Below are 20,886 nucleotides of genomic sequence, written 5' to 3'. Positions count from 1 at the left end.
GACACGCATATATATGAGTGCCAACCATAGTCTGCAAAAATTGCTCGATGAGCTGGGCCGTCTGCCGGGCATTGGTCCCAAGTCGGCCCAGCGCATCGCCTATTACCTGCTCGAGGCCGATGCCGAGGAGGCGCGCCGCCTGGCCGAGGCTATCCTGGAGGTTAAGCAGGAGGTTCACTTTTGCAGCCGCTGCTTTAACTACGCCACGGCCGACGAGTGCTCCATCTGCCAGGATTCGATGCGCGATACCACTCGCATTTGCGTGGTGGGCGAGCCGCGCGATGTCCAGGCGATTGAGCGCACGGGCAGCTACCACGGTCTCTACCACGTATTGGGCGGCGTGATCAGTCCCATGGACAAGATTGGTCCCGAGCAGTTGCACATTCGTGAGCTGCTGGCACGCTTGGGCCACGAGGACATCCACGAGGTCATCATCGCCACCAACCCCAATATCGAGGGCGAGACCACGGCGAGCTACCTGGCCCGCACTATCAAGCCGCTGGGCGTTGAGGTATCGCGTCTGGCGAGCGGCCTTCCCGTGGGCGGCGACCTGGAGTATGCCGACGAGCTTACGCTTGGGCGCGCCATCGAGGCCCGTCGCACGATTTAGGTGGCGAGCCTGCTCCTGCCGTATGTCTTCATCGCGACGCACGGGGTAGCCATAATTTCCCCGTGCGACTGTAAGTTTGTTGTGCAACAAAGATGCTTTGTATCCGCTTATCGCATGGATGCTTCCACTCGCATCCTTAATTTGCCCATTCGTTGCGCAACCTTTTGGGTTCGCTGATACACTCAAATATGGATTCGAATGAATGCGCCGCTCCCGAGCGGCGTGTTTTTGTTGGAGGAGAACGCATGCGGCCCGGTGGCACTCAGACAAAGCGCGGCGCCGCGGTGCGCATGCGACGCCGACTGGGCTTGGCGCCGCGGGCGTACGCACTGCTGTCTTGCTCGCTGGTGCTGGTCATAGCTGGCGTTTCTGCCTATGGCATGACCGTGCCGTCCATGATGCAGGCACATGCCGCACGCGAACCGCGCGTGGGGCATGAGGTCAAAAGTGACCTGGGGACCACGACTGGATATGCTTGGGCAAGTGTGGTCGCGCATATTGTGTTTGGCACCGGCGACGCGGACGGCGCCGAGGCCCCGGACAACGAAGTCACGCTTGCCAATGGCAAAACCATCGTGCTCACCAACACCAAGATCATCGATCGGTTGTCCAACAATAGCGTGGCGGCAACGGTGAATAAGGTCGAGCAGCAGAAGGAGCAGGACGCCCAGCAGTCCGGAAAGCCCGGTAGCTCGGATACTTCTGGCTCCGGCTCGGATTCGTCGAGTTCGGGCGGTGGCTCTGGGTCGGGTTCCTCTGCCGGAGGGTCTGGAAACGGCGGCTCGACGGGCGGCAACACTGACAACGATGCAAACTCCGGTGGCCTTTCCGCTGCTGAGGAAGAGAGCATTCACAGCTGGCTTGTGACCAAGTACAACATGCTCGACGGCTATGTTTCTCGTGCCAATGACGTGGTCTCGACCTATAACTCTACGGGAGATCCCAGGCCGTGCGACAGCCTGGTCGGGGAGATGTTTGTCATTCGAGCCGAGTTCGGTCGTCAGACATTCTCGCCCCGGTCAAAGTGGTATCAGCAGTATGCCAATCTGTGGGGCTGTTACACCAACCTATGTCAATGGGTCGGCCATTACGGCGATGATGACGTCGCGCTCGGTAACTTCAACAATAACGTGGCGGCGCTTGCCCTATGATGACCGATCTTGCATCCACCACACCACAATCGCTCGGTCGCGATCCCATGGTCGGCCTGCGCCTGGCGCGTGTCGACGGGTTTGAGCCGGCCATTGCGCTCGGTCAGGACGAACTGCCTGCCTATCTGCGTCGTTTTACGATACTGTTTGCCGACGATGCCACCATGCGCCGTGGCGGTATCGGCCGCGTGACGCGTGCCGTCAACGCCCAAGGCGAGGCCGTGGCACTCAAGCAGCTCATCTTGCCGACGCGCGATGAGTTTGACGACGATGCAACTCACGAGGCGCTGGTCGCCAAGTTCAAGGCGGCGTTTCGCGAGGAATATGAATGCCATCGCGCCCTTTCGGGCCTTAAGGGCTTTCCCCGCCTCTATGGCTGGGGCGAGGTCGACGGTGTGCCTGCAATTGTCATGGAATGGGTCGAGGGCGAGACGCTCGCCCGCTTGCGTTCGCGGCTCGCCGTGGACGATGCCGGACGCCTGTCGCCGCTTGTGGCGGCGCGTTTGGGTCGCGACCTGTTCGATCTGCTCTGCCGTATGAGCCTGGTGGGTGAGGGCTTTGTCCATCGCGATATCTCGCCCGCTAATATTATGGTGCGTACGGCGCGTCTACCGCTTGACCGGCAGCTTGCCGAGGGCACCTTTGACCTGTGCCTGATCGACTTTGGCTCGTCGCTGGCGCTTGAGCCTGCGTCGGCCGTGGCTGGTACCGGCGGCAAGGCATCCTTTACCGAGCGCTATGCCACGCTGCGTCGCGCGACGGTTGCCTATGCCCCGCCCGAGATGCTCACCGACGATATTCCCGACCTGCGCGCTTTGCGTATGTCGCCGGCGATCGACGTCTATGCCGCGGCAAGCACGGTTTACGAGCTCATTGCCGGCGTCGCGCCATACGAAGCCGTGCCGAGCATTTCGGGCGCCTCGGGTTCGCGCAAAAAGACGCGCGACATCGCCAGCCCCTACCGTCTCAAGATGGACACGCAGCCCGACTATCCCATTGGTGCCCATGCGCCCGGTTGCGATTTGACTCAGTTGCTTCGTCGTGAGCCCGATGTGGCGCTCGCCGCGGCCGAGCAGGCCCAGCAGCTGGGGCTTGAGCCGGATTCCGAGGAGCTACGCGATGCGCTGGCGTTTGTCGATGCCCAGCTGTTCGACGTGGTGATGGCCTGTCTGTCCAGCTCTCAAAAAGATCGTCCCGAGCCGGCGGCGGTCGAGGCGGCGCTCTCGGCGTTTTGTGACCACTATGCGCAAAATGTCGGTCGTTCGCTCCGTGGCGAGCCGCTCACGCCGTGCCCCATGGATGCGTCCGGCCGCGCGGTTCGTCGCGCGCTGATGGTCGGCGCGGCGGTCGTCTGCGGCGTGGTTTGGACTGTGGTCGTGGTTTCGGCGGCGCTGCTGGCATCGGGCGCTCGCGTGACGGCGACTTTGGGATCGCTCGTGTGGTCTGGGTCGCTACCGGGTATTATTGCCGCACTGGCGTTGGCGCTGCCAGGCATAGCCGGCGTTGCCGCGGGGGCACTTGCGCGCGATCGGCGCTCGGGGTTCCTACAGGGTGTGCTTGCGCTTTCTGCCTGCGAGGTTCCGGTATTGGCTGTGGCTGCATGTAGCGTTTTTTCTCAACGCGACGTGATGGGCGGCCTTGTTGCCGCTCTGATTGCAACCTATACACTTACGTGGTTTTTGCTTGCGATGGGCTTTGCCTTTGAACTTCCCGTTTCGGCACCGCGACGCACAAAAGCCCAGATGGCGACTCCGCTTGCTGGTGGCGCCGCAGCTGCCCGCACTTTTGGCGGACCTGTCGAAGTATCGTCCGATTCTATTTCTACGACCAAGGAGGCCTAGGTCATGGCATCTCAAGTTGAGCTCACCCCATGCGGCGCCATGTTTGATATCTTTAAGCGCGCGGCGCATCTGAGCCATATCGAGCTGTGTGGCTTGGTGCTTTCGTCCCGTCCGCTCGCCGATGGCCGCAGCCCGCAGAGCCGAGCCGCCGATCGCTCTTGGGTTTCCCGCTTTATCGTTCGCGCGCCGGTCGGCACGCTTCAGCAGCGCTACTTTGCCGAATACGGTACCTCGGCTGCGCGTATTATGTCGCAACTGGCCCTGCGCCAGCGCAATCCCATGGACTCCACGGCTGTAATCAATATGGTCTGCGGTCCTGCAGGTGAGCCGATGGTACGCGCGCTCGAAGAGTGCCACCAGGACACGAATCTCTATCGCAACGCGCTCGATCGCCTGTCCCAGGCGGCGGAACTCATGCCCGCCGAGCGCGCCGAGGCCGTGCTGGTGCTGTTTGTCGCCGTCGGTTGTTCGGCGGATGTGCGGTCCTCGGTGAACTATGCCATCGACTACGCGCACGCGACCTGTGGCGGAGGCACATCCACGCCGCGTTCGCTTGGCATGTCGATGACCGCGGGCGAACGCGAGCCCGCCCCGGCGCACCCTTTGGGCTTGCTGCGCATACAAAACAGTTTTGTCGTGAGCGCCCCGCGCTGGATTCAGCCGAGTGAGCAGGGTGTTGAGATTGGCGCGCTGGCCACTGGTGAGGGCGATATTACCGACGTCGGCGACGATGTCTCGGCCCGCCATGCCCATATCTGGTGCGATGCTCAAAATATCTGGCACGTCGAGGACTTGTCGTCCACCAACGGAACCGTGGTGGTAAACGGGGCCACGCGTGTCTGCATTCAGGTCGAGCCCGGTCGTTCCGCCCAACTCAATCCCGGCGACGAGCTCAAGCTCGGCGAATCCACTACCTACGCCATCCTCTTCGGTGCCCTCTAGCCGGCAGATAGGGACGCTCCTTTTCTGCCGGCACTTGGGGACACTCCTTGGCGCGCCAGAGCCAGTCGCCCGGGGATGGAGGGGCCATTTTGGCCCTTGGCGGTCACCCAAGGTAAACCTTTACCGCCCACCTATTACCGCCCACCTATATTTGACGAAATATAGCTTGGCGGCGGGGTACAATAAACCCGCATGCGGATTTCCGTTGCGGGCGCTTCCCATCGCCGGGGCGTGCCCGGGAGCATCCGGCATGCGGCCTTTGCGGCGCTCGGTCATGTGCAAGACGGGCGGTCGAGTCTGTGGGGTGCATCAGCTGCCCCTCGCCTCGGCATGCCTTCTCTCCACGCCATGTACCTGCTGCTCAGTCTGCCTGCCAGATGATGGAAGCAACAGCGAAAATCCCATCACGCCAACATCCCGGCAATCGCCGGGGCCTGTATACCTATATGAGAGGAGAGGGGTATATGGCGCGTAAGTTTAAGTCTATGGACGGCAACGAGGCGGCCGCATATGTTTCGTATGCGTACACCGAGGTAGCGGGAATCTATCCCATTACGCCGTCCAGCCCGATGGCCGACCATGTCGACCAGTGGGCGGCCCAGGGTCGCAAGAACATCTTCGGCACCCCGGTCAAGGTCGTCGAGATGGAGTCCGAGGCAGGTGCAGCCGGTACCGTTCACGGTTCGCTGGGTGCCGGTGCTCTGACCACCACCTACACGGCTTCTCAGGGTCTGCTCCTGATGATCCCGAACATGTACAAGATCGCGGGCGAGCAGCTCCCGGGCGTCTTCCACGTCTCCGCGCGTTGCGTCGCTTCCCACGCCCTGAACATTTTTGGCGATCACTCCGACGTCATGGCCTGTCGTCAGACCGGTTTCGCCATGCTCGCCGAGGGCAACGTCCAGGAGGTCATGGACCTCTCGCCGGTGGCTCACCTTGCCGCTATCGAGGGTAAGACCCCGTTCCTTAACTTCTTTGACGGCTTCCGCACCAGCCACGAGATCCAGAAGGTCGCCATGTGGGACTACAAGGATCTGGCCGAGATGTGCGACATGGACGCCGTCCAGGCTTTCCGCGACCACGCGCTCAACCCTGAGCACCCGCACACCCGCGGCAGCCACGAGAACGGCGATATCTTCTTCCAGAACCGCGAGGCCTGCAACAAGGTCTACGACGAGCTCCCTGCCGTCGTCGAGGGCTACATGAAGAAGATCAACGAGAAGCTCGGCACCGATTACGGCCTGTTCAACTACTACGGCGCTCCCGATGCCGACCGCGTCGTCGTCTGCATGGGCTCCTTCTGCGACGTGCTCGAGGAAGTCATCGACTACCTCAACGCTCACGGCGAGAAGGTTGGCCTGGTCAAGGTTCGCCTGTTCCGTCCGTTCTCTATCAAGCACTTCGTCGACGTTCTCCCCGAGACCGTCCAGAAGATCGCCGTCATGGACCGCACCAAGGAGCCGGGTTCCATCGGCGAGCCGCTCTACCAGGACGTCGTCTCCGCTCTCTACGAGGCTGGCAAGACGGGCATCAAGGTCGTCGGCGGCCGTTACGGCCTGGGCAGCAAGGACACGCCTCCCGCGTCCGCATTTGCTGTCTTTGAGGAGCTCAAGAAGGACGAGCCCAAGCGCGAGTTCACCATCGGCATTGTCGACGACGTGACCAACCTGAGCCTGCCTGAGGCCGAGGATGCGCCCAACACCGCAGCCCCTGGCACCATCGAGTGCAAGTTCTGGGGTCTGGGTGGCGACGGTACCGTCGGCGCCAACAAGAACTCGATCAAGATCATCGGCGACCACACCGACAAGTACGTCCAGGCCTACTTCCAGTACGACTCCAAGAAGACCGGCGGCGTCACCGTCTCGCACCTGCGCTTTGGTGATTCCCCGATCCGTTCGCCGTACTACGTGACCAAGGCCGACTTTGTCGCCTGCCATAACCCCAGCTACATCGTCAAGGGCTTCAAGATGGTCCGCGACGTCAAGCCGGGTGGAACCTTCCTGGTCAACTGCCAGTGGAGCGACGAGGAGTTCGCCGAGCACATGCCCGCCGTGGCCAAGCGCTACATCGCGAACAACAACGTCAACGTCTACCTGATCGACGCTATCGACCTGGCGGCCAAGGTCGGTATGGGCAAGCGCACCAACACGGTGCTCCAGTCCGCCTTCTTCGCGCTGGCCAAGGTCCTGCCCGCCGAGGACGCCCTGCAGTACATGAAGGACGCGGCTACCAAGTCCTACATGAAGAAGGGCCAGGCCATCGTCGACGCCAACCATAAGGCCATCGATGCTGGCGCTACCGCCTTCCGTAAGTTCGAGGTTCCGGCCGACTGGGCTACCGCCGAGGATGCCGCTCCCGTCGAGCTCTCCGAGGAGACCAAGTCCGCCATCGCTCAGCAGGTCAAGAACCTGCTCGAGCCCATCGATCGCATGGATGGCGACAGCCTGCCCGTTTCCGCCTTTGTCGATTGCGCCGACGGCCAGTTTGAGCTGGGCGCCTCCGCATACGAGAAGCGCGGCGTCGCCGTGGTCGTTCCCCACTGGGACGAGACCAAGTGCATCCAGTGTAACCAGTGCGCCTATGTGTGCCCGCATGCCACCATCCGTCCGTTCGCGATGACCGAGGACGAGGCTGCCGCCGCGCCCGAGGCTACCCGCACGCTCGACGCTATGGGCCCCAAGGCCAAGGGCATGAAGTTCACCATGGCCGTGTCCCCGCTCGACTGCATGGGCTGCACCAACTGCGTCAAGGTCTGCCCCAAGGGCGCCCTCGAGATGGTTCCCACCGAGCAGGAGATGGACCAGCAGCCCGTTTGGGACTACATGGTCGAGAACGTCTCCGAGAAGAAGGAGCTCATCGCGGCCAACGTCAAGGGCAGCCAGTTTAAGCAGCCTTACCTGGAGTTCTCCGGCTCCTGCGCCGGCTGCGCCGAGACCGCCTATGCACGTCTGGTGACCCAGGTCGCCGGCGACCGCATGTTCATCTCCAACGCCACCGGTTGCTCCTCCATTTGGGGCAACCCCGCTGCCACCGCTCCTTACTGCAAGGACAAGGACGGTCACGGCCCGGCGTGGAACAACTCCCTGTTCGAGGACAATGCCGAGCACGGTCTGGGCATGGCTGTCGGTTACGAGGCCGTCCAGAACAAGCTGATCGCCGCCACCCAGGACATCATCGCTGCCGATGGTCCGTCCGACGAGCTCAAGGCCGCTGGCCAGGCTTGGATCGACTCCGTCAACGATGCCGAGGCCTCCAAGACCGCTGCCGCTGCCTACGTTGCCGAGCTCGAGAAGTGCGGCTGCGACGCTTCCAAGGCGATTCTCGCCGACAAGGCTTACCTCACCAAGAAGTCCTTCTGGATCTTCGGCGGCGACGGCTGGGCCTACGACATCGGCTTCGGTGGCCTGGACCACGTCCTGGCTTCCGGCCACAATGTCAACGTCTTCGTCTTCGATACCGAGGTCTACTCCAACACCGGTGGTCAGGCCTCCAAGGCCTCGAACCTGGGCCAGGTCGCTCAGTTCGCCGCTGCCGGTAAGGTGACCAAGAAGAAGTCTCTGGCCGAGATTGCCATGAGCTACGGCTACGTCTACGTGGCACAGGTTGCCATGGGCGCCAACCCGGCTCAGACCCTCAAGGCCATCCATGAGGCCGAGGCCTACGACGGCCCGTCCCTCATCATCGGCTACAGCCCCTGCGAGATGCACTCCATCAAGAAGGGCGGCATGCAGAACTGCCAGGCCGAGATGAAGAAGGCTGTCGAGTGCGGTTACTGGAACCTCTTCCGCTTCAACCCCGAGGCTGCTGCCGGCAAGAAGTTCTCGCTCGATTCCAAGGAGCCCGCGGGCGGTTATCAGGAGTTCCTGATGAACGAGGCCCGTTACGCTTCGCTGACGCGTTCCTTCCCCGAGCGCGCCGAGGAGCTCTTCAAGGAGAACGAGCAGGCCGCCATGGATCGCTACCAGCACCTGCTGAAGCTCAAGACGGTGTACAACGAGGCCTAGGTCTCTCACCGCAGGATCTGAGGGCTGACCTTCGCGGACGTCCTCGGACATGAAAGAACCCCCGCTGCGCACTTCGTGCGGCGGGGGTTCTTTCGTCCTGCGGAATGTCCGCGAAGGGCAGCCCTCAGATCCTGCTACGACTACGTCCTCGGATTGTGGGGCTGAACGGGGGGCGTGGTTGGCAGGGCCTTTTGTCCCGGTTGCTGTTTCGCGGCATTGCCGCGAAACCACGCGCTTCTCTGGGTATAGAGGGGGAGCTGATAACAAGCAACGCCTTATTGGAGTTGTTTTGCCAGTTCAAAAGCCCATCAATGATCTTACTGGGTGGCATTAAAACTCCTAAATGATAAAAATTGGTAGATAGGATTGCCCCTATAAGTACAAAAATTGGCAGTCAGAAATGACCCAAATCATACAGAAATTGGCAGATAGCGAAGATTCGCTTAGGTCTCAAAGCCATCGAACCGGCGCGGTACCATGCAAAAAGGCTGGGGACGCTGTTGCTTGCGTCTCCAGCCTCTTGATTACTACTTTGGGCCCCGTGATGGGGTGTGGTTGGTGCTGCTAGTCCGGTTTACCTTGTCTCGCCGGTTTCGGTGCGCAGACGGTAGCCGTGGACCAGGTCGCTGATGGCCGGCCAGGGAATCTGGCGATCGACCCAAAATTGCAGCTGGACCAGATAGCGCTCGGTGGCGCGGGTGAGGGCGGCAAACTGCTCATGGGTCTCGACCTGGGCGTAGAGGTCGCGGCTGCGGGCGAGGACGGCGGTCGTATCGTCCATCTTGCCGGTGACGTCAAAGGCGCCCGAGAACCAGTCGCACAGGCGCGCGGCGCTGTTGTTGAGGGTGGCCAAGTCGGCGGTGTTACCGTTGACGTTCTCGGCTGCCTGGGCGCGCAGGAGCGAAAGGGCGTCGGCAGCGTTCATGCAGTAGCCGACGGTAAAGTTCCATACTGCGAACTCGCGGCCAGTGTCGAGCTTGCGGCGACGCATATAGTCGATATCGCGCGGCTCCTCAAGCATCATTTGGTCGGCAAGGGCTTCTAGCGAAGTGGTGTACTCTGCAAGGTCGAGTACAAGCAGGGTGTCGATATTCATTATCTTTAGGCCTCCGCTTCGATCTCGACGATTTCGTTTTTGATGTACATGCCCTGATTGTCCCAAATGTTGCGACAAGCGGTGGCAAAGCGCTCGCGGTCGGCCTCGCAGATGCGGGCAAACATGTTGCAGGTGCCAAAAGGCTCGCAAACATCAAAGAAGATACAGACCGAAGACCAGCCGCCGTACCAGCTCACCGCACCCGCCGGCTCGTTAAAGACGGGATTCTCGATGTGCTCGTAGTTGGCGATGGGGCCCGATACGGGATAGGTCACCTCGGTATCGCAAATCTTTGCCGAGAAGATGCGCGACTCGACCGGACAGGACGCTTCGAACAATCTGCATGCTTCGGGCGCTTTGTCCCAGAGCATGTCGGCGAGAAACGTCTCACCATTCAGCGTAATCTTGAGCATTTTTGTCATAGTAAGGACCTCCTCAATCCGTCGCTCAAGGGGCTCGCTGGCGGATAAAGGAGAAGACAGCCACGGGGTCGCCGAACCCAAACTTCACGACAGATGCCTGCCGCCCCAGCCCGTGCTGTACTTGGCTAAAGTATCACGCCTTGGGAGCCGAAGCAATATCCCTGTTTAGATTTTTTTTGGACGCTTGGGCACAGCGCAACTTGTTCACAGTCGCTTACCGCAGGGTGAAGCACGATCGACTATCCTTTTTGTTGGATGAAAAGCCCCATGTTTTTGCAGGGATGCATACTCGTCCTATAAGTGCATAGAATCTCGTATAGTGCGAGTAAGATATTATGCTGTCTGTTTTGTGTTTAGCAGAGATATAGTTTGTATAATCTGCTCTAATCTCTGCTCTATTTAAATAAAGTTGCACGTAAATGGCTTAGATATGCCTGAGCTGGGCTTCTTTACGCTGAGCGGGTAAAAACGACCGTTCGCCGCTCCACTATTTTCAAAATGAATAAAATGAGCGATAAAGAGAATATAAACCTTAATAAACTCGCGTATCGCACGGACGCGGGTTATTAATGGGTTGTAGGCCTTTTACAGAAAGGATTCCAGCAATGTCTAAGCCTCTTGGCAAGCCCGATCGTATTGTCGTCGCCCTTGGCGGCAACGCTCTCGGCAACAACCCCGTCGAGCAGATCGAGGCCGTGAGCAACACCGCCCACGCGCTCCTCGGCCTCATCGAGCAGGGCAACGAGATCATCATCACCCACGGCAACGGCCCGCAGGTCGGCATGATCCAGAACGCCTTCGCCGCCGCCCACGACGCCATCGGCACCCCCGAGATGCCGCTGCCCGAGTGCGGCGCCATGTCCCAGGGCTACATCGGCTACCACCTGCAGCAGGGCATCGGCCGCGAGATGCACAAGCGCTACAAGCGTTGGCACGCCGCCACCGTCGTCACCCAGATCGAGTGCGACCCCGACGACCCCGCGTTCAAGAACCCGACCAAGCCGATCGGCCCGTTCTACACCGAGGAGCAGGCCAAGGAGTTCATGGCCGAGGACCCCTCCAAGGTCTTCGTCGAGGATTCCGGCCGCGGCTGGCGTCGCGTCGTCGCCTCCCCCGATCCCAAGAAGATCGTCGAGGCTGACTCCATCCTCAACCTGCTCGACAACGAGTTCATCGTCATCGCCTGCGGTGGCGGCGGCATCCCCGTCGTCCGCGACTACGAGAACAAGGGCTGCTACAAGGGCGTTCCCGCCGTCATCGACAAGGACCTGGGCGGCGAGCTGCTGGCCGAGGACTGCGACGCCGACGTCCTGTTCCTGCTGACCGCCGTCGAGCATGTCGCCATCAACTTCGGCAAGCCCAACCAGGAGGAGCTCGAGGACCTCACCGCCGACGAGGCCGAGCGCCTGGCCGACGAGGGCCAGTTCGGCAAGGGTTCCATGGAGCCCAAGGTCCGCGCCGCCATCAAGTTCGCCCGTTCCCGCAAGGGCCGCACCTGCATCATCGGCGCCCTGGACAAGGCCGCCGAGACCATGGCCGGCCTCTCCGGTACCCGCATCCACGAGTAGTCTCTACTCCGTTGCCTCTCTCGTGGGCGCCAGGCAAAGCGCCCACAAACTACCTCTCTTCATGAGCCCCGCAGTCCGCTCCGACTGCGGGGCTTTTGCTATTCACCTAGTCATTGGGGACAAACCCGGCACTTGGGGACGGTCCTTTCCTGCCGGCAGCTTGGGACAGTCCTTAATAGTCATTGGGGACGTTCTTAAACGACTAGTCAAACAAGAACGTCCCCAACGACTACTCATTTAAGCCTGTCCCCAATGACTGCCCAATGGCTGGGAAGGCGCATCCCACACCGACGCATTGCCTTCGGGCCCTCTTCCCAGGCTCTCCATAGCTCAGCTGGACTCCCCGCAACCTGTTCCGAGTTGGCGGAACGAGCGCGACGTGGAGTGTCATTCTTTACCGCGTTAGACTAGACGCAGGGAAAGGAGGAGGACATGGATGCTCGCGTCAAGCAGCTTGTAAATATGATCGAGGACGCTCAGCCTGTCGCTGTCGCGGTACTTGCCAAGCGTCTCGAGGTAAGCGAGCGCGCCGTGAGAAACTATATCCATCGCGCAAACGACAACCTTGCAGGGGTTGCACGCATCGTTGGCAGCAAGGGGCAGTATCGTATCGATGTTGCACGTGCAGATGAGCTTGCTCGCTTGCTAGACGGTGCGGCTCTGGCTCATCCGGGCATTCCTGATACGCGCGACGGCCGTGTGTCCTTCCTTCTTAACGACCTCCTCATGCGGTCCCAGTGGGTGACGATTGAGGAGTATGCGGATTTACTCTACGTTTCGGCGCGAACTCTGTCCAATGACATGCGTCTGGTAGAGCAGAAACTCGCCCAATTTGACTTAACGCTCGAAAAGCGCCCACGCTACGGAATCCGCGTTGCGGGCGGGGAGTCGCAACGGCGCCTGTGCCTGGCCTCGCTGGTGAGGCCCGTGTTGCCCGACACCGACGATGCAAAGCTCGCCGAGCGCCTGCGGGCCATCGCCGCATGTGTGGACGATGCCCTGACGGCCTCGCCCGTCACGGTGAGCTCGCTGGCATCCCGCAATCTCATCATGCATCTTTACATCGCTCTTGGCCGCATCGAGCAGGGCTGCTATGTCCCAGCTGCAGAATCGGACGTTCAAAAACTGGAGGGAACGCGCGAATACGCCGCGGCTTTCCAGATTGCCGCAAACATCAAGGATGCCCTGGGCGTGAGCATGCCCCGAGAAGAGGTTGCCTTTATCGCAATCCATTTGCTCGGCAGGGGCACGGGCGTGCCCGAGAAGGGCTCTGCCGTTATCTCGGACGAGATGTGGGAGATTGCTTCCGAGATGGTACGTGCGGTCAACGATGAGTTTAGGTTTGACTTTAGCGGCGATCTTGAACTTCGCATGAACCTTGCTCGGCATATCGGCCCTCTGGGCTATCGCCTTGAATATCACATGCATATGGATAACCCCATGCTGCCCGATATCAAGACGAGGTTTCCGTTGGCCTATTCGATGGCAGCTGGCACCTCGCAGGTACTCGAGCGTCATTTTGGCAGCCAGCCCTCTGATGAAGAGCTCGGCTACATCGCCATGGCATTTGCCCTGGCCCTCGAGCAGCAAGCCGACCAGCCGCGTCGCAAACGCATCCTGATCGTGTGCGCCTCGGGAGCGGGAAGCGCCCGTATGCTCGAGCACCAGTACCGCAAGCAGTTTGGCATGTATATCGATTCGATTGAGACATGCGATGTCGCCCGCGTGGGAACGCTCGACTTTTCGCACATCGACTACGTGTTCACAACGGTGCCGCTCAACGTCAAGTTGCCCGTGCCCGTCCGCGAGGCCGATTTCTTCTTGGAGACGAGCGATGTCAACGCTATCCGCAAGGTGCTGAGTGATGACGCTGCGCAATCGGACTCCCTGAGCGCTTTCTTTAGCCGTGCCCTGTTCTTCAACCGCGTTGAGGCGTCGTCGAAGCAGGCCGTTCTCCGATATCTCTCCGAGCGCGCCGTCGAGAGCGGCCGTGTCGATGCCCAGTTTGCCCAAGAGGTTGCCGAGCGCGAGAGCGCGAGTGCCACCTCGTTTGGCAATGGGGTGGCCATGCCCCATGGGATGCATCCTTTGAGCGCCGAGGCCTTTGTTACCGTGGGCCTGCTCGAACATCCCATTCTTTGGGACGAATACGGCCATGAGGTCGATATCGTCTTTATGGTGTCGTTTGCCCGGTCGGGCGGCGATGAGGCGCGGATCTTGAGCTCACTGCTCGCCGAGATCTTTATGGACCGCCAGGGAGTCGAGCGCCTACGCGAGCGCCGATCCTGGCATGAGCTGATGGCGCTTGTGCAAGCGCATACGGCTTAAGACTTCTTTTGTCGATAACCCTGTCTGTCTACCTGCAATAAACCTCGAGGATTGCGGGCGGGAGATAGGCGTTTCGAATATTCAAGTACAAACCAAACATCACGGGAGAGGAGACCGTTATGGACGATCAGGGAACCGAGATGGTTTCGTTTCAGCTGGTCGCTGCAGCGGGAGAGGCACGCAGCCTTGCCTTCGAAGCCCTTGAAAAGGCAAAAGCGGGGGATTTTGACGCCGCCGCCAAACTCATGAAGCAGTCAAAGGATGCGGGAATCAAGGCTCACCATATCCAAACGCAGCTGCTTTCGACTGAGGCAGCGGGCGAGCATCTGTCGGTGGATGTGTTGCTGGTCCATGCTCAGGACCACCTCATGTGCTCCATGCTTGCTCAGGAGCTCGTGCAGGAGCTGATCTGTCTGTATGAGCGCACTGCAACCAAGAACGCCTAGCGGCGTGCGGTGACTATCCAACCAATCAATGCGAAGGGAATCCCTTATGAAGATCCTTCTTGTTTGCGCAGCTGGTCTGTCTACAAGCATTCTGATGAAGAAACTCGAGAAATATGCGGAGCAAAACGGCATCGAGCTCGATATCGATGCGGTGGGTATCGGCGAGTATCAGGAGACGTGCGCCAATTATGACGTGCTGCTCTTGGGGCCGCAGGTGTCCTACCAGCTCAACACCGTCAAGCAGGGGAGCGGTAAGCCGACCGCGGTCATCCCCGCACAGGACTACGGCATGGGCAACGCCGCCAACGTGCTGGCACTCGCCCAGTCGCTGTTGGGTTAGGAGACGACCATGGAGAAGTTCATGACCCTGCTTCAGGAAAAACTGACCCCTATCGCCAATTTCTGCGGCACCGAGCGCCACTTTGCCTCCATGCAAAAGGGCTTTATGAGCGCGATCAGCTTCATCTTGGTATCTGCCGTCTTTATGGTCCTCGCCAACCCGCCGGTCACGGCCGACCTGGTGGCGCAGGGCGGGTTCTGGTCCGTCTTTGGCCCTTGGCTCGATTTTGCCACGGCCAATAAGCTCACGCTGCTCATCCCCTTCAACATGACGATGGGCATACTGTCGGTGATCGTGACGTTCGCAATCGCCTATAACCTGGCGGGCACCTACAAGATGCCCAAGCTTAACGCCGGTATGACCTCGCTGGTGATGTTCCTGATCGCCGCGGCGCCGTCGTCCTACTACCAGCTTGCTGACGAGTCCGTGCTCCAGGCGGTCCCCTGCACCTATCTGGGTGCGCAGGGCCTGTTTACCGCCATCATCGTTGCCTTGGTCTCCGTCGAGGTCACGCGCTTCTGCCAGACCAAGGGCATCACCATCAAGATGCCCGATGGCGTGCCGCCGTTTTTGTCCGAAACCTTTGGCGCCATCGTACCTATGCTCGCCAACATCCTCATCTTCTTTGGCGGCAACCTGCTGATCCAGATGATCGATCCCGCGCTGTCCATCCCCTCGGTTATCGAGAAGCTGCTCGCTGCCCCGCTTTCCGTCGCAGTTGACTCTGTGCCCGGCGCACTGCTTATCTGCTTCATGACGCTGCTGTTTTGGTGCTTTGGCGTCCACGGCAACATGATCGTAATGCCCATCACCGCCCCGGTCACGCTTGCCGCCTTTGCCGCCAACGCCTCGCTCTATGCTGCCGGGCAGCCGCTTGAGTTCCACCCGGTGCTCATGTCGATGGTCATCAACCTCATCGGCGGCACGGGTAATACGTTCTCTTTTGTGGCGCTCTGCGCGTTTAGGGCAAAGTCGCAGCAGCTCAAGGCATTTGGCAAGGCATCGATCGTGCCGAGCTTCTTCCGTATCTCCGAGCCCGCGATCTTCGGCGCGCCCATCATCTTCAACCCGATCCTCATGATTCCGTTTGTGCTAGGCGGCATGATCTCGGCCCTGCTGTATTGGGGTGCGGTCTCACTGGGTCTTGTCTCTAACTTCTACATCTTGGTGAGCGGCACGTTCCCCATCTTCGTTCAGGGCTTTATCCAGTGCCTCGACCCGCGCATCTGGGTGTTTACGATCGTTTTGATCGTGGTCATGGCTGTGGTCTGGTACCCGTTCTTTAAGGTGTACGACAACCTGCTCCTGGCTCAGGAGCAGGAGAACGCCGTGGCAGCTTCTGCCGAGGATACTGAGTAGCATGAGTTACTTTGACAGAACGTCTGCCGCCGGTATGCCCGAGGGCTTTTTGTGGGGTGGTGCCCTCGCCGCCAACCAGGCCGAAGGGGGCTGGAACGAGGGCGGCCGCGGCATGTCGCACTCCGACCTGATCCCACAGGGTTCCGACCGCTGGGATGTAATGTTTGGCAGGCAAAAGCCCGTGGACGATCCGGACAGGCTGTATCCATGCCGCTGGGGCAACGACTTCTTCCATCATTGGCACGAGGACGTCGAGCTCTTTGCCGAGATGGGCTTTAAGTGCCTGCGTCTTTCAATTTGCTGGAGCCGTATTTTTCCCACAGGGATGGAGGCCGAGCCCAACGGCGAGGGCTTGGAGTTTTACCGTCAGGTATTCGAGGCGCTTCGCGAGCATGGAATCGAGCCGCTTGTGACGCTGTCGCACTACGACTATCCGTTGGCTCTGGTCGAGCGCTATGGTGGCTGGCAAAGCCGAGAGATGATCGAGCGGTATGCGCACTACGTCGAGACCGTCGGACGCGCGTACCAGGGCCTCGTGCGTTATTGGCTTACGTTCAACGAGATCAACAGCGTGGCGCTGTCCTATCTCAACGCGGGTGTCACGCTCGAGGATGAGCGTGACCGTGCAGCCGTGACCGCGGCGTTCTCGCACCATATGTTTATGGCGAGCGCTCGCGCTGTCGAGATTCTGCACAAGATCGATCCCGCAAACAAGGTGGGTTGCATGATCGCTGCCGGTGCGACCTATCCGTACCGTTGTGCGCCCGAGGACGTATGGCTTGCGTATGAGGAGGACCGCGGCCGCTACTTCTACACAGACGTGATGGCTGCGGGCGCCTATCCTGCTTGGAAGCTGCGTGCGCTCGAGAAAGAGGGTGTTCACGTGCCCTTTGGGCCGGGCGATACGGAGTATCTGGCAGAGCATACGGTCGACTTCATCTCGTTCTCGTACTATTGCTCGCGCTTGGTGTGCGCCGATGATCAGGTGATCGCCGAGAAGGCGGAGGGCAACGTGTTCCCGACGCTGCGCAATCCGTACCTCAAGGATAAAGAGACTGCCTGGAAGTGGCAGATCGATGCGCTGGGTTTGCGCGTGACGCTTGCCGGCTACCACGATCGTTACCATCTTCCGCTCTTTATCGCCGAGAACGGTGTGGGCGGACTCGATGCGCTGGAAGACGGCAAAGTCCACGATGCGTATCATATTGATTACCTGCGCAGGCATATTCTTGCGCTGCGCGATGCAATTGTCGAGGACGGTGTTGACCTGATGGGATACACGCCGTGGGGCTGTATCGATTTGGTGTCGGCCTCGACGGGGCAGATGAAGAAGCGCTATGGCTTTGTTTATGTCGATGCCGATGATACGGGCAAAGGCACGTTCGATCGCTACCGAAAGGACAGCTTCTGCTGGTACCAAAAGGTCATTGCATCAAATGGCGAGGACTTGAGTTAACTCTTGCAGGTCTGTTGCCCCCGCGGTCCGCTTCGGCCGCGGGGCTTTTGCTATTGAGGCGGCTGTTCATGAGGAGCATTGCAGACTGCGGAAACCCGGCACTTGGGGACGTTCCTTTCCTGCCGGCAGCTTGGGACAGTCCTTAAAGGCCGCATCGATCAACTGCGGAAAGCACATCCCAGAATGAGCGTCCAACATGGGGTGCGGTTTCCCTTGAGGCCCTCAATCGGAAAATGCATCCCAGATTTTTGTCGAAAAGCGGTCCCTAGTTTCCCAAACGGGCCGCTAACGGAAAGCGCATCCCGCTATTGGGCCCCAAAGCAGGATGCGCTTTCCGTGCCGGTAGTTCCAAGCAGTTCGGGATGGCCCTTTTCGTCTGTTCTCGGCCGGCGTCCGTAAGACTGTCCCCAACGACCACTCGTTTAAGTCTGTCCCCAATGAGTGCTCACTGACTAGTAGTAGGCCCACATGGCTTCGACTTCGTTGAGGACTTCTACGACGCCCCAGCGACGGGCGCTGCGGCTGGCCGAGTTGGGGTCGTAGACGCCAATCTGGTTGGCATCGTCGATGCCGTAGAGCACGATGTAGTGGCCTACGTTGGTAAACGTACCGGGGTGCACTGCGGCGATAACGGGCGCACCCGAGCGAAGTGCTTGGGTAATCGATTCACGATCGTTATAGAGCTGTGTTCCGTTGAGTCCCAGCTGCCACGCACCGCCTGTCATAAACGACCACTCGGTGGCACCAGTGGGGGCGTAGTTGCCGGCTTCGGCCAGCGCGCATATATCGACCGGCGTCTTATCGGTGTGGCCGGTCTTAAAGATATAGACCATGGCGAGGCAAGTGGGACCGCAAGCGTTTTCGCGGATAGTGCCACCGGCATAGGACAGCTCCGACCATGCGGGGTCAATTTGGTAGATGTGGGGCATGGTACCGGCCTGCCATTGCGAGCGTGGGGTCGAGAACGCAAAGGAGTAACCGGGCGCGACGGGAGCTTTAAGCAGCTTGTCCTCGGCAGTGGGCTCAAGACCGGCTGATCCGTGGGAGATACAGGATCCCAAAAACACAAAGACGAGGCAGGCGGCAATGGAGCAAAGCGCAAGGCGTAGGCGGCGGGCCGGAAGCACGTGGCTTGTGGTATGCGACGCGGGGTGAGGGGCGGAATTGCCGCGATCGCGTTGAGGTCGCGAAAAGGAGCGTTTAACGTAGTAGTCGGTCTTACGGCGATCGTAGCGGCGCGGCTGTGATGTGTCGGTCTGGCGTTGGCGTGTGCTCGTACTCACGCGGTCTGACTGCTGCACGGTACGGCTTTGTTGCCGAGAAGAAGCCCCGGGCTGCTCTTGGGGGCGCTGCTGGTTGCCGTTGTCGGAGGTGCTTCTGGGCGTTGGCGTGGTGCGGCCGGCAAGGCGCACGCTTTGTGGCCGTTGGTCGCCGTCATTGTATCCGTATGCCATTCGAATCACCTTGCCTCGTGTGTAACTTGTCTATCCTACATAAAAAGATGCACGACACATGGGTATGTGCGCCAAAAGCCTGACAAATGGTATGAACGTTGCCGCGCCGCGCGCCAAGCGTCACGGCAACAGGTATCCAAAAGCAGACAAGATGAAAGCGTTCAGGACGAATGGCGTCTCCCGCCGTTCGTCCCAAAAACGGCGCCGCTCGTTTTGCAGTTTTGCCTTCGGTCGAGCCATAAGCGGCAGCGTGGCGCCGAGGCCGTATCTTAAAGCCACGAAATAAAAGCGCGCGGTCGAACAGGCCGCGCAAGGGGTGACGCCAGGGGGCGTCAAAAAGGAAAGGAGGGGAACAATGGCGGACAAGAACGCAGAAGTTGCAGTCGAGGACAACGGCGGCATGAAGAAAACGCTTTCGCTCTGGAACTTCTTCACCATCGGTTTCGGTGCCATCATCGGTACCGATTGGGTTCTGCAGGTCGGCGACTGGATGGTCGTGGGCGGCGGTCCCGTTCCCGCTATGATTGCATTCCTCTTGGGCGCAATCTTCCTCGTGCCCGTCGGAGCTGTTTTCGGTGAGCTCACGGCTGCTATCCCCATTTCGGGCGGCATCGTCGAGTATGTCGATCGTAGCTTTGGCCGTACGATGAGCTACATCACCGGCTGGCTCCTGGCCCTGGGCAACGGCATCCTGTGCCCGTGGGAGGCCATCGCCATCTCGACCCTCGTGTCCGAGATGTTCGGCAGCCTGCCCGGCCTTGAGTGGCTGCGCGCCGTCAAGCTCTACACCATCCTGGGCGCCGACGTTTACCTGTTCCCGACGCTGATCGCGCTCGGCTTTGCAACCTACGTCATCTTCCTCAACTTCCGCGGTGCCAGCTCGGCCGCCAAGCTGCAGGCCTTCCTGACCAAGGCCCTGCTCTGCGGCATGCTACTCGCCATGGGCGTCTCGCTGTTCACCGGCTCGCCGGACAACGCCATGCCCGTGTTCTCCCAGGTCACCGGTGCTGGCGGCGGCAAGCCCGCTACCGAGGGCACCAGCCTGTTCGCAGGCATCGTTTCGGTCCTGGTTCTGACCCCGTTCTTCTACGCCGGCTTCGACACCATTCCTCAGCAGGCTGAGGAAGCAGCCGAGGGCCTCAACTGGAACAAGTTCGGCAAGATCATCTCCTTGGCTCTGCTGGCCGCCGGCGGCTTCTACATGGTCTGCATCTACTCGTTCGGCACCATCCTCGACTGGCATGAGTTTGTTAAGAGCCCGGTTCCCGCGCTTGCCTGCCTCAAGGGCATCAACATGCTCCTGTACCTGGCCATGCTCGTCATCGCCACGCTTGGACCCATGGGCCCGATGAACTCCTTCTACGGCGCCACGAGCCGCATCATGCTCGCCATGGGCCGCAAGGGCCAGCTGCCCGAGAAGTTCGCCGAGGTCGATCCCAAGTCCGGCGCTCCCAAGCTCGCCTGCGTCGTTCTGGGCGTCATCACCGTCGTCGGTCCGTTCCTGGGCAAGAACATGCTCATCCCTCTGACCAACGTGTCGGCTCTCGCCTTCATCTTCTCCTGCGGCATGGTCGCCCTCGCTTGCCTGCGCATGCGCTTCACCGAGCCCGACCTGCCTCGTCCCTACGAGGCGCCCGGCGGCAAGTTTGGCATCAGCCTCGCTATCGTTGCCTGCGGCACCATCATTGGCCTGCTCGTGATCCCGTTCTCTCCCGCCTCCCTCAACATGGTGGAGTGGAGCATCGTGATCGGCTGGCTGGCTGTTGGCCTGGCCCTCATGGCCTTCACCAATTCCCGCAAAAATAACGCCTAGCCGGGACGGATCGGGTGTGCGGGGCCCTCTCTCCCGCGCACCGAACCCGGCACCAC

General features: G+C 60.3%; 15 protein-coding genes. 12 read left to right on the top strand and 3 right to left on the bottom strand.

Annotated elements, in window-relative coordinates; translation table 11 throughout:
• Window positions 1–13 precede the first annotated feature (13 nt).
• The 5 genes from recR (at window position 14) to nifJ (ending at window position 8,548) form a co-directional block, all read left to right on the top strand.
• Window positions 14–610: a recombination mediator RecR gene (recR, locus tag DW732_RS00650; protein WP_089573257.1), complete on the top strand. Its 597-nt coding sequence runs from the start codon at window positions 14–16 to the stop codon at window positions 608–610.
• A 245-nt stretch (window positions 611–855) separates the two neighbouring features.
• Window positions 856–1,761: a hypothetical protein gene (locus tag DW732_RS00645; RefSeq protein WP_117564927.1), complete on the top strand. Its 906-nt coding sequence runs from the start codon at window positions 856–858 to the stop codon at window positions 1,759–1,761.
• Complete coding sequence (locus DW732_RS00640; RefSeq protein WP_118098126.1) at window positions 1,758–3,602, top strand: hypothetical protein; 1,845 nt, start codon at window positions 1,758–1,760, stop codon at window positions 3,600–3,602. The genes DW732_RS00645 and DW732_RS00640 overlap by 4 nt, the downstream gene beginning before the upstream one ends.
• A 3-nt stretch (window positions 3,603–3,605) precedes the next feature.
• Window positions 3,606–4,544 carry an FHA domain-containing protein gene (locus DW732_RS00635; protein WP_117648550.1) on the top strand — a complete coding sequence of 313 codons (939 nt, stop codon included), beginning with the start codon at window positions 3,606–3,608 and terminating at the stop codon, window positions 4,542–4,544.
• A 464-nt stretch (window positions 4,545–5,008) separates the two neighbouring features.
• Window positions 5,009–8,548 (top strand): pyruvate:ferredoxin (flavodoxin) oxidoreductase, encoded by a 3,540-nt coding sequence (gene nifJ, locus DW732_RS00630; RefSeq protein ID WP_117743978.1) that lies wholly within the window; start codon window positions 5,009–5,011, stop codon window positions 8,546–8,548.
• A gap of 574 nt (window positions 8,549–9,122) precedes the next feature.
• Here nifJ and DW732_RS00625 read toward each other — a convergent pair.
• Together DW732_RS00625 and DW732_RS00620 are read right to left on the bottom strand one after the other, a co-directional pair.
• Window positions 9,123–9,644 carry a hypothetical protein gene (locus DW732_RS00625; RefSeq protein ID WP_118098124.1) on the bottom strand — a complete coding sequence of 174 codons (522 nt, stop codon included), beginning with the start codon at window positions 9,642–9,644 and terminating at the stop codon, window positions 9,123–9,125.
• 5 nt (window positions 9,645–9,649) lie between these two features.
• Window positions 9,650–10,066 carry a DUF3830 family protein gene (locus tag DW732_RS00620; RefSeq protein WP_117763384.1) on the bottom strand — a complete coding sequence of 139 codons (417 nt, stop codon included), beginning with the start codon at window positions 10,064–10,066 and terminating at the stop codon, window positions 9,650–9,652.
• 605 nt (window positions 10,067–10,671) lie between these two features.
• Between DW732_RS00620 and arcC the strand changes: the two genes are divergently transcribed.
• From arcC to DW732_RS00590, 6 genes are all read left to right on the top strand, one after another.
• Window positions 10,672–11,634, top strand: a complete 963-nt coding sequence (gene arcC / locus DW732_RS00615; RefSeq protein WP_006235166.1) for a carbamate kinase — start codon at window positions 10,672–10,674, stop codon at window positions 11,632–11,634.
• A 432-nt stretch (window positions 11,635–12,066) separates the two neighbouring features.
• Entirely contained in the window at window positions 12,067–13,962 is a 1,896-nt protein-coding gene (locus tag DW732_RS00610) for a BglG family transcription antiterminator (RefSeq protein WP_118098122.1), read from the top strand.
• A gap of 119 nt (window positions 13,963–14,081) precedes the next feature.
• Window positions 14,082–14,408, top strand: coding sequence for a PTS lactose/cellobiose transporter subunit IIA (locus tag DW732_RS00605; RefSeq protein WP_117757821.1), 327 nt, complete (start codon window positions 14,082–14,084; stop codon window positions 14,406–14,408).
• 46 nt (window positions 14,409–14,454) lie between these two features.
• On the top strand, window positions 14,455–14,748 hold the full coding sequence (locus DW732_RS00600; protein WP_117648560.1) for a PTS sugar transporter subunit IIB: 294 nt from the start codon (window positions 14,455–14,457) through the stop codon (window positions 14,746–14,748).
• 9 nt (window positions 14,749–14,757) lie between these two features.
• Window positions 14,758–16,107, top strand: coding sequence for a PTS sugar transporter subunit IIC (locus DW732_RS00595; RefSeq protein ID WP_118098120.1), 1,350 nt, complete (start codon window positions 14,758–14,760; stop codon window positions 16,105–16,107).
• A 1-nt stretch (window position 16,108) separates the two neighbouring features.
• The gene (locus DW732_RS00590; protein ID WP_255413408.1) at window positions 16,109–17,563 is read left to right on the top strand and encodes a family 1 glycosylhydrolase; all 1,455 of its coding nucleotides are present in this window, start codon (window positions 16,109–16,111) and stop codon (window positions 17,561–17,563) included.
• A 452-nt stretch (window positions 17,564–18,015) separates the two neighbouring features.
• On the opposite strand, the gene DW732_RS10015 is transcribed toward DW732_RS00590, so the two are convergent.
• A complete protein-coding gene (locus DW732_RS10015; protein ID WP_233539309.1) occupies window positions 18,016–19,017 on the bottom strand; it encodes a C39 family peptidase in 1,002 nt (333 codons plus the stop codon).
• Window positions 19,018–19,372: 355 nt separating this feature from the next.
• Between DW732_RS10015 and DW732_RS00580 the strand changes: the two genes are divergently transcribed.
• Complete coding sequence (locus DW732_RS00580) at window positions 19,373–20,830, top strand: APC family permease (RefSeq protein WP_118098118.1); 1,458 nt, start codon at window positions 19,373–19,375, stop codon at window positions 20,828–20,830.
• Window positions 20,831–20,886: the final 56 nt, after the last annotated feature.

The organism is Collinsella sp. AM28-11LB, assembly GCF_003469895.1.
Classification (GTDB): Bacteria; Actinomycetota; Coriobacteriia; order Coriobacteriales; family Coriobacteriaceae; genus Collinsella.
Note: the sequence above shows the minus strand (reverse complement) of the source record. Positions and strands in the feature narration are given on the sequence as shown.

Excerpts from the sequence above, each read along its gene's own strand:
- DW732_RS00645 (WP_117564927.1), top strand. The coding sequence starts at position 856 with ATGCGGCCCGGTGGCACTCAGACAAAGCGCGGCGCCGCGGTGCGCATG.
- arcC (WP_006235166.1), top strand. The coding sequence starts at position 10,672 with ATGTCTAAGCCTCTTGGCAAGCCCGATCGTATTGTCGTCGCCCTTGGC.
- DW732_RS00610 (WP_118098122.1), top strand. The coding sequence starts at position 12,067 with ATGGATGCTCGCGTCAAGCAGCTTGTAAATATGATCGAGGACGCTCAG.
- DW732_RS00605 (WP_117757821.1), top strand. The coding sequence starts at position 14,082 with ATGGACGATCAGGGAACCGAGATGGTTTCGTTTCAGCTGGTCGCTGCA.
- DW732_RS00625 (WP_118098124.1), bottom strand. The coding sequence starts at position 9,644 with ATGAATATCGACACCCTGCTTGTACTCGACCTTGCAGAGTACACCACT.
- DW732_RS00590 (WP_255413408.1), top strand. The coding sequence starts at position 16,109 with ATGAGTTACTTTGACAGAACGTCTGCCGCCGGTATGCCCGAGGGCTTT.
- DW732_RS00580 (WP_118098118.1), top strand. The coding sequence starts at position 19,373 with ATGGCGGACAAGAACGCAGAAGTTGCAGTCGAGGACAACGGCGGCATG.
- DW732_RS00640 (WP_118098126.1), top strand. The coding sequence starts at position 1,758 with ATGATGACCGATCTTGCATCCACCACACCACAATCGCTCGGTCGCGAT.
- DW732_RS10015 (WP_233539309.1), bottom strand. The coding sequence starts at position 19,017 with ATGGCATACGGATACAATGACGGCGACCAACGGCCACAAAGCGTGCGC.
- nifJ (WP_117743978.1), top strand. The coding sequence starts at position 5,009 with ATGGCGCGTAAGTTTAAGTCTATGGACGGCAACGAGGCGGCCGCATAT.
- DW732_RS00635 (WP_117648550.1), top strand. The coding sequence starts at position 3,606 with ATGGCATCTCAAGTTGAGCTCACCCCATGCGGCGCCATGTTTGATATC.
- recR (WP_089573257.1), top strand. The coding sequence starts at position 14 with ATGAGTGCCAACCATAGTCTGCAAAAATTGCTCGATGAGCTGGGCCGT.
- DW732_RS00600 (WP_117648560.1), top strand. The coding sequence starts at position 14,455 with ATGAAGATCCTTCTTGTTTGCGCAGCTGGTCTGTCTACAAGCATTCTG.
- DW732_RS00595 (WP_118098120.1), top strand. The coding sequence starts at position 14,758 with ATGGAGAAGTTCATGACCCTGCTTCAGGAAAAACTGACCCCTATCGCC.
- DW732_RS00620 (WP_117763384.1), bottom strand. The coding sequence starts at position 10,066 with ATGACAAAAATGCTCAAGATTACGCTGAATGGTGAGACGTTTCTCGCC.